Below are 13,710 nucleotides of genomic sequence, written 5' to 3'. Positions count from 1 at the left end.
AATATATGTTTGTAAAAAATTTAAAAACACATATTACAATACTGGCAAGTATATTATTACTTACTAGTTGTAAAAAAAATGAAGTACTTGAAGAAAAAAAAATTATAACAAGTAATAATTTTAATTCTTGCACTGGTACTGAATTTAATAGTGGTATAGAAAATTTAAAAAAATCACTTAAGAAAATTATTTCTAGTAAAGAATACGATGAAATAGATGAAGCTTTTGATTGGTATTTCATAAAAAAAGATGAAAATATTTATAACTCTCATTTATTATTAAATAAACTGGAAGAAATATATCGAAAATATCTCCCAGAAATTAAAAATTTATCTGAAGAAGAACATTTAAACTTTATTAAGAAAAAACATGAAATATATGAAAATATTAAAATATTAACGGATAAAAACAAATTTATAAATTTTAGTAATGAACCTTCATTTGATAATTTTAACAGACATGACTTTTCTTTTGAAAAATATTATGCAATTTATGAATCAACTTTTATTGCAAAAAAGTTTTCCAATACTGTGAATGAGATAGCAAGAAAAAATAACCTTTCATCAGAATTTTTTCCTCTTCTAGAAGATTTTCATGAGTCGAATAAAACTATTTCCTTTATGAATAAAAAAAGTTATGAAGTAAAATCTATTTCAATTTCTGATAATGAAGAAATTAAAAATATTTCCAAATTTAAAAGTTACTTAGCCGAAAATTATACACGTCTGAAACAATTTCGAAGCATAGATAATAATTATGATATTCATTTATTAAATGTGCATGGAACACAAGGATTAACAGCCGCCTTAATCATTCAAACTTTATTTGATTTATTTGAAAGAAGTAGTATTGATAATAAATTTGAATTTAACAAGAATATGAGTGAATATTTAAAAGCTCATACTTATGTAAATTTGGCAAGTTTAGGCGAACAAGTTGTCAGCGATACTATTCAAATGGCAGAATTAATCAAAGCTCTTACTAAACAAAAAATAAATGCATCTAAATTAATGACTAAAATTAGCAATATTTCATCTACAGCAGGCTCAATTTTAAATGTAGTTAGCGTTGGTCTCAGCATTACTGAATATATTAAATCTGATACAACAGCTGAAAGAATTCAATATGGTACACAATTGGGATTCGATACTGCTGGTTTATTCATGGGAATAACAAATTTAGTTCTCTATAAAACCGGAGCTTTAACTGCTTCTGCAGCAGTTGGTGTGTTAACCATCCCATTCACAGGACTGGCAATTGGTTTCACTGGATTTGCCTCTGCTTCGGCGCAAGCCGTTTCAGAAGCAGAAGAAATTGCAGAACGTTTTAATCACTATAAAATAGATTATCAAACAGTCGGAATTAACAAAAACTTTAAAACATCATTTAGAACTCATACTGAAATTAAAGCAATTAATAATTTTGCCTATAAAGACTACAGTTATAGCGAGGATGATCATGGAAATTTAAAACAAAACGCAAAAAATCATGATATTGTAATTAAAGAATTAGATCTGAGAGAAAAAAATAAAGTAAAAATCTCTTATGGAACCCATTATTTATATGAAACAATTCGCTGGAAAGAATATGGTGGATGGTTATTTAACAGTCCTGTATTGCATCCATTTGGAGAAGATCCCGCTTCAATTGATGACAAACAACAAGTAATTTCTTTAAATAACGCATATTCTTTTATTCCACAAAAAGAAATGCAATTCATCGAAGACGCTCCTATTATTCTACCAATGGTACCCGAATCATATATATCTTATCGCTTTGCTTATACTCCTGGTATAATTGGCAGTTACAGCAATAAACTAGAGGCATTGCGAGAAATTCAAGAAAAAAATTTCAAATTTATGTTTAATTACTTTCGTCCACATCCATTAGAATATGCTATTCGTTCTATGAGATTTGATTTTCAACCAACGACTGTTCAACTCCTTCTTGGTGATAGTGATTATTCATTTTTCTCTCCTATTTACCCGCAAGACTGGAAAAATAAAATTCATTATAATTTTGTCAGTGGCAATGGTAATTATTACTTAAAAATATCGAATGATTCGAATTACAGTATAAATTCAAGTCAAACGGAAAAATGGTTTATAGACGCCCAAGATACAGAGAAAAATATTAGGATTTTAGAAAATGAATTAAAAATAGGAAAAACTTCTATTAAATTTCTAGAAAAAAAGTTTCCAAAAGAATTAATTGTTTTAACTCACGAAGGTGTATATAGAAAATTCGATCAAAATGTAAATGCATTTAAAATTATGTCTATAGATTTTAATGCTAATGACAATATTAAACAAATTGTTCAAGAAAATATCAATTATCAAATTCAACCTTCTGGTTACATTGAAATTGAAAATTACGATAAAGTAAAAGATAAAAAAGCATGGTTTGAAATTGATAATAATAAAATAATTGCACCAAATCCTGTGGAAAATGGAATAAGAAAGTACACTAGGTATACCAGATTAAATCAAAATTTAGTCATTGTTGGGAAATCAACTAAATATTACTATTTCTATAATCCAGTAAGAAAAGAATTATATTCAATGCCCTATGAAGAAAATGCTCTTATTCATAATAATCCGCTAGATCTTGTTGATGATGAAATTAATGAATTTTATTTTGAAAATAATAATTTATATTATAAAACAAAGGAAAACATAGGAATTGCAGTTAAAGAAAATATTAAACATTTAATTTCTATCAAAGCAGCGGAGAATAACCCTCAAATTATTAAGGATATAGCCGCTGAATACAATTTAAATTTGAGCGACGAAATTCTTATTTTTAATGATAATGATATTTTTACCGGATGGTATTTAAAAAATAATGACTCTTTTATGAGTAAAGATCTTAAAAATGAACCAACATTTTTACAAAAAATTTCTGATTTTTTTAAAAATAAAATAGGCTAAAAAGGATATAACAAATGAATAACTCTATTAAAGCATTTCTCCTTACATCTGTGGCATTTTTTAACGTTTATTGCAGTAAAAAAACAGATAAAAACGATAATAAAGAAAATATAATTAAAAATTATATTCATGAAAATAAGCAATTCAAAAATGAACAATTTTCAAAAGAATATTATGATTTAAAATTGCTATCAAAAACTATTGCTACTGATTTTTTAAAAACATATGCAAAATTAGTTAATAAATACAAAATTGAAAATGATCTTTTTCCTATTCTTATTGAAAACGATGAGAGAAAATTAACTTTGATCAGTACTGAACAATTTATTACAATGGATATCAATATTGATGTTGATGAAGATTTAAATTCATTTCTCCAATTACTAAGTGCCATACAAACTAATATTAAAAATCTAAATAAATATTTTATATATTACTCTAACTATGAATTTAAACAAAAAGTAAAAAGTTCGGACTTTCGATCTATTTATATTATTAATCAAATTATTAATGAATTTAAAAATGCTAATAATTCTAATTTGAACAAATACTTATTCGCACATTTTTTAGCTGGATTTAGTCTGATTGACTTTGAAGCTGTCGATAAAAAAAATCTAATTATACAATTAGGAAAAAATTTAACAATTATTCCTGATGAATTAGAAACATTTAGCAAAAATTTTGAGAGTTTTTTAGAAAAGAATTTACTTAATATAGAATTCATAAATTTTGATTTTAATGATTTTTACTCTGAAAGAATAGAAAAAAGAACAAATGCAAATTTTTCTCAATTTTTTTATGACCAATCAAAAAAATTCAGTAATATAAAAAACTCTTTTTTCAATAACGAAAAAACAATTTCATCATCAATTGATAGCATGTTAGATGATATAAAAGATATAGACGTTTATTATGAGCCAATTAATTCACACAGTGTCAATACAATTGAAAGTGTAAAAACTAATAGTGAGAAATTAATTAACTTTTACAACAGTTATCAAGAATTTGGAAAAAATAATATTTATCAAAAATTCATTGAGTTTTCTTACGCTAATTTTTCTTACAACAACTTAGTTCACCTTAGGCCAACTGTAATATCAGGAGAAAAAAAATATCCTGTTCAACATGCCCCAATAAAAAAGATAGATTTATCAGATTCTAGTAAGATAAAAATTAATTTTGGTGACTATTATGTTTATGAAACAGAAAATTGGGAAGAGTATGGTGGAGTATTTTATTCACTTCCTAGGCTAACAGATTCTCCTGCAATTTCAAATAATAAAGAAAAAACTTTTTCTTTGCTTTCAGCATTTAATTTTGAATCAACAAAAGAGTTATCATACAACAACTCAAAACCAATTTTATTACCTACTATGCCTGAAGCCTATGTTGAATATTCTTATGCCGCAGTCCCTGGTATCCACCACGCTAATTCTCCGAGCTTAGAAAAACTTCGGAACATTCAACGTTCAAATAAATTTAAATTTATTTATGAATTTTTTAATTGGAAATTCTATCAGCATGTAGTTAATGATTTTGATATTCGCTTTATTCCAACAGAAATAGATGTAACATTAAGCTCTACTAAAAATATACTTGTAGTTCCCAAAATTCCATACGATCTAGCGAATAAAATTCAATACAAATTTAAAGGCAATGGCGGAGACTACTATTTAAAAATTTCTAATTATGCGGAATATCAATTTGAGGCGAATAGTAAAGACAAATGGTTTATCGATGCAACTGATATTCTAGGTGAGACTACTTACTTTGGAAATACAATTTTTATTGGGAATAAACTCCTGCATTTTGTACCAGGTAGTAAACCAAAAGAAATTATTATAAAGCAAAAAAATGGTGTGTATAAAGTATTTGATGAAAATATAGGAAAAAACTTAATTCCTAGTTACGATTTTAGTAAACAAAATATCTCTAATCCAGAAAATTTTCTGAATGAAATATTGCATAAAAATGACCAAAAGGTAAGTTTTGTTGAGATTGAAAATTATTTAACTCGAAATAATAAAGCTTGGTTTGATACAAAAAATAGTATTTTCATTAATCCATTAAACCCAAATAGAATAAATAAAAATGATCTAATAATTATTGGAAAAAATAAGAGTGGTATATTTTTATATAACCCATTGATAAGAGATTTATATTACATTTCTGAAAGTACAAATACACTAGAATTGATTGAAGCAAATATTTTAAATTTCAAATTTGATAAAGACAAGTTATATTTTATTACGGATTCTGAAGTTGTATTGTGCATAAACGATAATAGTATTATAAAAATTTTCTCTTTTAATGAATCTAAAATTAAATTTGATGATTTAAAAGAAATTGCTAAAAATAAAAAATATCGAATTAATGAAAATGTATTGACTTTTAGTGCTGAAAATAAATTATTAGGCTGGTACCTATCGCAATCAGGAACATTTTTTGCTAAAGAATAATATAATCTTATTTTTTATTACGCTTGGGGAGTTGAAGTGTTAAGACGAATTTTTATAATATTCATTTTTCATTTTATCTTAACTCAAACCGCTTGCTATAAAGGTAACGACTATAATTATGAGCCAAGATATTATGCAAGTTGGTCATGTCAAAACAATTCAAGTTGCATAAATGCATTAGGTTACAATTTGGGCTCTGCAGGTGGATTTTGTTCACTAAGCTCTTGCCAGAATTGGACAGCAGCAAATGTCGCTATATATCCAACAAGCTCATCAAATTGTGCAGAAACAGCAACATATACGATTTTTATTATGCCAAAAGGAAATGTTTCATGCTTTTAAACAGAAACATAATTAGAAATCTTGCTCATAATTTATTCTTAAGGAAAATAATAAATGCGTTTTAACTATGTAGTTATAAAAGTTAAAACATATTGGAAAAATGTTTTATTTCCATTGTGCAGGTTGTCCAGTAGAAGCTAGTACAGAAAGCCAAAGAGGTTCATTGATGTCCAAATGCTTTTTCCCTAATGCTACGGCTGTCAACGGGACATGGGTAAAATGTTCAAAAGCATAACCTATCATACAACCTGTTTTTCCTGCCATTGCTGCATGCACTGCATTTTGACCTAACTTAGCGCAAAAAACAGAATCATCTGCTGATGTAGTTTGAGAACGTAACATATAACTAGGATCAATATATTTTAAAGTAGTTTCAATATTCCTAGCTTTAAATTCTTCAGTAATTTTCTGTTGCAAAAATTTCCCAATATCCTTTAATTTTATATTTCCACTAAGGTCTTTTTGAATTTCCGAAGGTGGGAATAAATCTTGTCCAGCACCTTCTGCTACAGCAATTGTAATATAACCTTTTTCTATCACTCTTCGGACAATTGCATTGAGCAATCCATTTTGTCCATCAAGAACGATTGGAACCTCTGGGACGAGAACAAAATCAATGTCATTCATAGCGACTGCAGCTGTTGCAGTTAATGCACCACAATTTCTTCCCATTATTTTTACCAGACCAATTCCATGGAAAGCAGAACGCGCCTCAGTTTGTGCACAGCGAAGAGCTTCAACAGCTTTTCCAACCGCAGACTCAAATCCAAATGTTTTACTTACCCAAAGAACATCGTTATCAATAGTTTTAGGTATACCTATTAATGCAATAGGTACCTTCCTTCTTTTTATTTCTTCATGAATTGCATTTGCACCAGCTAAAGTGCCATCTCCACCGATAGTAAATAAAATATTAATATCTCTAAGCATTAACGCGTCAACAATAGATACAGGATTTGAATGCCCTCTACCCGTTCCTAAAACACTCCCACCTTCAAAATCAATGTTTTGAACTGAAAGTGCATCTAGACGTCTCCAACCAAAAGCAAATCTTTTTGTTAAAGGATCGTGTGTAAAACCTTGATAGCCATAGGGAACTCCATAGATATTTTTTACACGATACCTTTCAAACAAAAAGGTAACTAAATTTTGTATGACATTGTTTAACCCTGGAGCTAACCCCCCACAAGTTACGATTGCAACTTTTAAATTTTCAGGATTCCAAAAAATTTTTTCTCGTGGACCTGCAAGCTCAAATGTGGGTGGCTGAAACAAAATTTTTCCATTATCTGGGCGGGACGCTTTAAGCAATCCTTCTAAAGAAATATCAACCAAAATTCTATCTTTTCCATCATCAATAAAATTTTCAGTTTGGAAAGAACCTTTTAATGGTGACGAAATATTAGCCTGGCCAAAAGCTGGAATTAGGCTTTCGACTTGAAAAGTTTCTGGTTTAATTTCAATGCCCTTATTCATAAATAACCTCAAGCAAATGCAGCATTTTGTTCATCAAATACTTCTTTTAAAGCATCCGAAGCTAGATCTAACATCTTATTTAACTGTTCACGAGTAAATGGACGTTTTTCTGCAGTGCCTTGAACCTCCAATAATTGTCCTGTGGCCGTCATAACTACATTAAGATCGACATCTGCTTTTAAATCTTCTTGATAATCTAAATCGACAAAAATTTGATCTTCAAAAACTCCTAAAGAAATAGCTGCTACAGCGTCTTTGAGAGGATTATTATTATTTCTAATTTTATTTTGTTTTATGAGAGCTTCTATAGCTAATTTTAACGCTACATAACCACCAGTAATGGATGCTGTTCTAGTTCCACCATCAGCATGTAGAACATCACAGTCAATTATAATTGTTCGTTCACCTAATTGCTTTAAATCTACAACTGAACGCAGAGATCTGCCAATGAGTCTTTGAATTTCTTGTGTTCTTCCAGATAGATACTGTCTTTCTCTTTTTGTACGGTCTAGTGTTGAAGCTGGTAATAAGGCATACTCAGCAGTTATCCAGCCTTGTCCACGAGTCCCACGCATCCAGTTTGGAACTGTTTCTTCAACTGTTGCGGAACATAAAACCTTAGTCTCCCCATATTCAACTAAAACAGAGCCAACAGGATTTTTTAAATATTTTGGAGTTATTTTTATAGCTCTAGGTTGAGAAGGTGAACGACCTTGAGAACGTAATATTGACATGATTTACCTCTATATTTGAATGAGAGCCCAAGCTGAAAGCCCTTAGAAAGATACACCTTAAAAAATTTATTAAAATATGGAAAGAATAACTTCTAAAAAGTTTTAAGGAGTGCTTAAAAAATGGATAATTATTTTAAGATTAGTGATATTAGAGGTTTAAATGATTTAATCCAAATTTTCAGGGAGATGCTTTAAATATTTCTTATATTTTCAGACGAATTCATAATTTGATCTGCAAAAATATGCCATTTAGACTCAGTAATATTAGTTAAAATTTCACTCATAATTTGATCTTTCGTTTGATCGTGTTTCAAGCCCCAAGCACAATGGCCTAATTCATGTGCAATTATTTCAATTTTATACTTAGTATTAAATGTTTCCCACTGGGAAAAATCAATCGTTATTTTTTGAGAATAAACCAAAGTATCTGTATATTTAATATTACAAACACCGGCAACTTTTTCATTCCCATTTTTCCTTTTAATATCACCAAATTCAATAGAAACATTATTAATTTTATTAATTTTATACTCACTTACTTTAAGTTTTCTAAGCTTTTCTTTAACATTATTAAGATAGTAAACAAAAGCATTATCAACGAAAACTTTTTCTTTTTGAATATTTTTTTGATTTTCGTATGTTTTTCCGCAAGATAATATGAGACTTACCAATAAAAAAGAATAAAATAAACTTTTAATCATAAATACCTAAAAAATAAATAGAGCTCAATATTTACAAAAATATTGAAAATAGAAGTCAAAAATTAATATTTTTTTAATCAAAAATCAATAATTAAAAATTAAATCCAGCTCCTAAATATGTAGGTATTTGATATCCATAGATTTCTCCACAAAAATAATTTAATCCAGTTTTAATATTTAAAAAGAAGTGTTCATTGATATTAAATACAGGACCAAAAATCAATTTAAGACCAAAACCATATAAATTTATTGGAGAATATTCATTTTGCAAGATTGCCAAATGCGAGGATAAAGATGTTTCAAAAGATAATTTTTTATAAATTTCAAATAGTTGAATATTATATCCTATCCCAATATCAAAATAATTTCCTGTTGTGGTAAAAATAGCTTTTTTTTCAGTTTTTTCATTGGTATAACTATTAGTAAATTCATACTTTTTTTCGCTTTTAAATTTAACAGATGCATAATCAAATGAAAGAAAATAATTTTTGTATGTTACTTTGGTATCAATAAAGAGTAACTTTCCAGCAGAAAGATTGAGATTATTTAATCCTAATTCTTTAAACTTACCAAAATCATTTAAAATTCCCATTCCAATAAAATAATTAAAGTAAGATTTTTCAGCTAAAGGACTTTCATCATCATAGTCGTTAAGTGCTTGAAAAGGGTTAGGTATTGTACTTGGATATTCTTGTTTTTGTTCCAAATTTTTAAAATCAACTTTATATTCTAATTGAGTTTCGGAAGTAACAATTTTTTTTATTTCAAACATATTTGATGGGCAGTCAATTGCAAAGTAAAACGGTACTCCAGCAGGTGCTGTGAAATATTTATCAAATTCAACAAGATAACCGTTCAAATAATAAAAACATTGATTGTTTTTTTGTACTAGTATTTTAACTTGCTGAGCTATTCTATTTTCTTGAATAGCCAACGATAATTTTTTAATTATGGCCAAACTTAAATGCTTTTTTAATATACTATCGAGTTGTGATATTTCGCGATTTATAATGAGAGATTGTAACGATAAAAGGTCGTTAAAATAAATTCCATGGATAAATAAAAATTCATTCAAGTTAGTATCTATTTTCCCAATTTTTAAATCACTTTGCACTTTTTCTTTTATAAGCTTATAATTTATTTCAATTTTTTCTTTACTTTCGAATTCATTTTCTTTTCCCAAGGACTGCAAAGTTTCTTCAATTATTTCATCATATTTTTCAACATTTAGAGAGTATAATTTTTCCTTATTAAAAATAGATAAAATAATAAGGAAATATATTATAATTTTTATCAACATATTTAGCACCTTCTATAGAGTCATTTTCTGTCTAAAAATTAAACAAAAACAAATAGCAATTTGTCTATATTCTCTACAAAAACATTTCTCTACTGACTTTTATAATCTAGAAAAGAGATAAAACATTTGTAATTACTAGATTTTTTAAACTTGGCACAGATCTTTCTTACACAAATATATTGGACTATTTCTTTATTTTTAATGAGTACTTAAATGAATAAAAACACAAATAATTTAAACAAGATAAGTTATTTTAATATCATAATTCCTTCATTATTTTTTATTGCTATTTTTTACTTTTGTCTTCTAAGCTATTTAGAACAACAAAATTACAAAATTATGCAAACTAAAATGTCTATGGTTGAAGTTATTTATCCAGAAGAAAAGCCATTTATGAGTCAAGAAAATATTGATCTTGCTATGTCTCTATTTTCCATTGATAAAAATGAGAATACAAATTCTCCAATTTTACTAGCTGATTTAAATTTCAGGGGATTAACAGTAGGTGAAAGTTTTGTGCTAAACCGTGAAGTATATATTGGAAATATGGCTTTTGATAGCTGGGGAATTTTAGGTTCCACTCTTGCACACGAAATTGAAATTCATAGCAATCAATCTTTTCTGAAAATAGAAGTATTTAATTATATAGATACATTAAGGAGGATTCCTGCTAAATTATTTGCCAAATCAAAGCATAATAAAAAGAAAATGAGTGAAGATATTATGATTGGTACCTATTTAGCTGAAAAAGAAGCTTATGAATATGAAATAAAATTAAAAGATAGATTCAACTTAACAAGAGATGAAGTAAAGTCTATTAAATACACATTAGATAATGATTTAAACTAAATTTTATAAAATAATTTTAATTAATAAAAATAATTAATCTATTTTTTTTCTAAATTATATTTCTCACATTTCATTATTAAACTAGCTCTACTAATTCCAAGAGTTATTGAAGCTTTACTCTTATTCCAATTTAGCTTTTCTAGATGAGCTAAAATCATTTCTTTTTCTAGTTTTTCTATTGCATCTTTTAAGTTACTTTGCTTATCAATATTATGAAAGCTTTCTTCTTTTTCATCCGTTCCAAAAATCCTGTCAGATAAAAGTTCTTCAGATATATCTGGATTTTCTCCTGACAATACACAAAGTCTTTCGACTTCATTTTCTAACTCTCTAACATTTCCTGGCCAATGATATTTTTCCATTCTTTGCAAACAAGATGATGAAATTTTTTTTGCTTGAATCTTGTTACTTTTTGCATAATTTTCTAAAAATTTTTTTATAAGTAATGGTATGTCTTCTGATCTTTCTCTTAAAGCTGGTAATCTTACATTTATAACATTTAGTCGATAGTATAAGTCTTCTCTAAAAGTTCCGTTTTTTACCATTTGCTCTAAATTTTTATTTGTTGCAGCTAAAATACGAACATCAACTTTTTTCTGCTCTGAACCACCAACAGGTATGAATGTTCCTTCTTGAAGTAATCTTAATAATTTTACTTGCATTGTGGCAGAAGTATCACCTATTTCGTCGAGAAAAAGAGTCCCTTTATCAGCTAATTCAAATAAACCTTTTTTATCTTTAATAGCATTTGTAAAAGATCCTTTTACATGTCCAAATAATTCTGATTCTAACAAATTATCATTTAAAGCACCGCAATTTTGCACAATAAAATTTTTATTTTTCCTTTTTGAATTCACATGAATTGCTTTAGCAATTCCCTCTTTTCCAGTTCCATTTTCGCCAGTAATTAAAATAGTTGCTTCACTTTCACTTACTTTTCCAAGCAAATTAAAAACATCCTGCATTGCTTTACTTTTTCCAACTATATTTTCAAAATTCCAATCTCTCTTTAAACTTGAATTTATAGCATTTAGTTCTTCTTGATTGTCAGAAATTGATTTTCTTAATTGCAAAATTTCATCAAGAACTAATTGCAGTAATTCCTCTAAATAACCAACTTCTTTCATAGATAAAATAGGGAGTGTGTTTATATATTCCTCAACTTCAAGCGCATTTTTATTTTGCGTTTTTTGCAAATATTTTCTTAATTTTTCTTTTTGTTCATTTACTGTTTCTTCTATAATAAAGCCATCAGCAAATATACAGCCCAAATATTTTTCTTCAATTTTTAAAGGCAAAGATATTGTGCTAAATCCTGCATGACAAGTAGATATTAATTGCTCGTTTGCTTCTTCTGATTCTATTGTTGTTACTCTAGCTACTTTTACACAATCTTTAAAAGTCTCATTATTTTCTGTAATAAATTTGCAAATAGGATTTTTAGGATTAAAAAAACGCCCTTGCGGCACTCCTCTTAAGTACCCCTTTTCATCTGTAAAATTTAACTGAATATTCCACCAGTTACCAATAATTTGTCTTAATTTATTGACAATATTAAGGTTTTCAAAATGTTCAAAATTGAGTTCTATTTCATCACTCACAAATTTACTCCGATGTCATAAAACTTATATCTTTTTGTAATCATTTCGGCTGATAGTGAAAAAACTTTATGCAAATTGAAAAAAAAATAAACAGTTTGAAAAAAACTAAAAGGAAAATTCCCAATATTGACTTGACTCAAAATATTTTTCTGCGCATAATTATTTTAGCCTCTAGTAGTTTTTGTTGAATAATATGGCAGAACCTACAAATAATGTAATAGGAAGCTAACGGTTTTTTGGTGTGCACGCCCTCCGACTTTGTGCGATTGAGGGAAGCCTAAAGAATAATCACAAAGCTACCACTTTTTTGGAAGTGGGTTTCTCCTATCTTAAAAAATTACAAGAGGCCTCTTTTTTTCTTCCAATTTTATTCCAACCATAATACATTTTTTTCTTTTCGCTAAAATAAAATTACTTTCTCTTGGAGTTCAGCTCATGACGAATGAATTTTTTGGAGTAGCAAATATTAATGGAAAAATTTGCCCATTAAGTGAAGCAAAAATTCCTATATCTGATCGTGGTTTTTTATTTGGACATTCCATATTTGAAACTGTACTTGTTAAAAAGGGTGAAATTAAACATTGGGATGAGCATTTTGCGCGTTTACTTTCTAGCTGTAAGGAAGCATTTATTCTTGCTCCTGATAAAGAAACACTTTTTTCTAATGTAAAAGAAACTATTCAGAAAAATATTCAACAAACTGGAGAAGTAAGCGACAAATGCCAGCTAAGAATTATTGTTTCTGGAGGAAATTCTTTTGATTTAGGTATAAAAAAAACTAATAATGTTTTACCTAGCTCAAATTTTATTATTATTTGCAGAAACGTAACAGGACCCACACAGGAGCAATACCTAGATGGTATTTCATTATTATGTGTTAAAGATTTACGTTCTCAAGGATTAATAGATATTAAATCATGCTCATATCTTTATAATCTAATTGCCTTAGAAAGTGCAAAAAATGCTGGATATGATGATGCATTATTTTTTAATACAGAAAATAATATTTCTGAATCAACCACTGCAAATTTTATTTGGTTTGATAAAAATTTAACCGTTTACTCAACGCCATTTAAAGGCCTCTGCTTAGCTGGTGTTACTTTAAGTCAATTAATTGCAGGTCTAAAAAAAATGCAAATATCATTTGACTGGAGTGTATTAAATCGGGCAAATATGAGCGATGTGAAAGGTTGTGGAATAATTTCTTCAATACGTGGAATTGTTCCAGTTAGAAAAATTGATGAACATGTATTTGATGTCCATTCTTCCCACAACTTTTTTTTAAAATTAAATCAAGCTTTATTCAATCATTAAGGTA

Annotated in this window: 10 protein-coding genes and 1 other RNA gene; 6 read left to right on the top strand and 5 right to left on the bottom strand. The window is 27.8% G+C overall.

What is annotated here, in order from left to right; translation table 11 throughout:
• Window positions 1–5: 5 nt before the first annotated feature.
• The 3 genes from GOY08_RS00815 to GOY08_RS00805 are packed head-to-tail and all read left to right on the top strand — an operon-like array spanning window position 6 to window position 5,731.
• A complete protein-coding gene (locus tag GOY08_RS00815; protein ID WP_158996667.1) occupies window positions 6–2,930 on the top strand; it encodes a TcdA/TcdB pore-forming domain-containing protein in 2,925 nt (974 codons plus the stop codon).
• A gap of 14 nt (window positions 2,931–2,944) precedes the next feature.
• Window positions 2,945–5,389, top strand: coding sequence for a TcdA/TcdB pore-forming domain-containing protein (locus GOY08_RS00810; RefSeq protein WP_158996666.1), 2,445 nt, complete (start codon window positions 2,945–2,947; stop codon window positions 5,387–5,389).
• 36 nt (window positions 5,390–5,425) lie between these two features.
• Window positions 5,426–5,731, top strand: coding sequence for a hypothetical protein (locus GOY08_RS00805; protein ID WP_158996665.1), 306 nt, complete (start codon window positions 5,426–5,428; stop codon window positions 5,729–5,731).
• Window positions 5,732–5,836: 105 nt separating this feature from the next.
• Here the strand turns inward: GOY08_RS00805 and GOY08_RS00800 are convergent, their stop codons facing one another.
• The 4 genes from GOY08_RS00800 to GOY08_RS00785 form a co-directional block, all read right to left on the bottom strand.
• On the bottom strand, window positions 5,837–7,207 hold the full coding sequence (locus GOY08_RS00800) for an ATP-dependent 6-phosphofructokinase (protein WP_158996664.1): 1,371 nt from the start codon (window positions 7,205–7,207) through the stop codon (window positions 5,837–5,839).
• A gap of 8 nt (window positions 7,208–7,215) precedes the next feature.
• Complete coding sequence (rph, locus tag GOY08_RS00795) at window positions 7,216–7,941, bottom strand: ribonuclease PH (protein ID WP_158996663.1); 726 nt, start codon at window positions 7,939–7,941, stop codon at window positions 7,216–7,218.
• A 191-nt stretch (window positions 7,942–8,132) separates the two neighbouring features.
• On the bottom strand, window positions 8,133–8,642 hold the full coding sequence (locus GOY08_RS00790; protein WP_158996662.1) for a matrixin family metalloprotease: 510 nt from the start codon (window positions 8,640–8,642) through the stop codon (window positions 8,133–8,135).
• Window positions 8,643–8,733: 91 nt separating this feature from the next.
• A complete protein-coding gene (locus tag GOY08_RS00785; protein ID WP_158996661.1) occupies window positions 8,734–9,942 on the bottom strand; it encodes a hypothetical protein in 1,209 nt (402 codons plus the stop codon).
• Between the two features lie 213 nt (window positions 9,943–10,155).
• On the opposite strand from GOY08_RS00785, the gene GOY08_RS00780 reads away from it, so the two are divergent.
• On the top strand, window positions 10,156–10,791 hold the full coding sequence (locus GOY08_RS00780; RefSeq protein ID WP_158996660.1) for a hypothetical protein: 636 nt from the start codon (window positions 10,156–10,158) through the stop codon (window positions 10,789–10,791).
• A gap of 38 nt (window positions 10,792–10,829) precedes the next feature.
• Here GOY08_RS00780 and GOY08_RS00775 read toward each other — a convergent pair whose 3' ends face one another.
• The gene (locus tag GOY08_RS00775; protein ID WP_158996659.1) at window positions 10,830–12,392 is read right to left on the bottom strand and encodes a sigma 54-interacting transcriptional regulator; all 1,563 of its coding nucleotides are present in this window, start codon (window positions 12,390–12,392) and stop codon (window positions 10,830–10,832) included.
• A gap of 163 nt (window positions 12,393–12,555) precedes the next feature.
• Here GOY08_RS00775 and ssrS point away from each other — a divergent pair.
• Both ssrS and GOY08_RS00765 read left to right on the top strand, forming a co-directional pair.
• Window positions 12,556–12,745, top strand: a non-coding RNA gene (gene ssrS, locus GOY08_RS00770) — 6S RNA.
• Between the two features lie 82 nt (window positions 12,746–12,827).
• Window positions 12,828–13,706 carry an aminotransferase class IV gene (locus GOY08_RS00765; protein ID WP_158996658.1) on the top strand — a complete coding sequence of 293 codons (879 nt, stop codon included), beginning with the start codon at window positions 12,828–12,830 and terminating at the stop codon, window positions 13,704–13,706.
• Window positions 13,707–13,710: the final 4 nt, after the last annotated feature.

This window comes from Pigmentibacter ruber, from assembly GCF_009792895.1.
GTDB classification, from domain to species: domain Bacteria; phylum Bdellovibrionota_B; class Oligoflexia; order Silvanigrellales; family Silvanigrellaceae; genus Silvanigrella; species Silvanigrella rubra.
The sequence above is the reverse complement of the archived record's forward strand: the minus strand, read 5'-3'. Positions and strand labels throughout refer to the sequence as shown.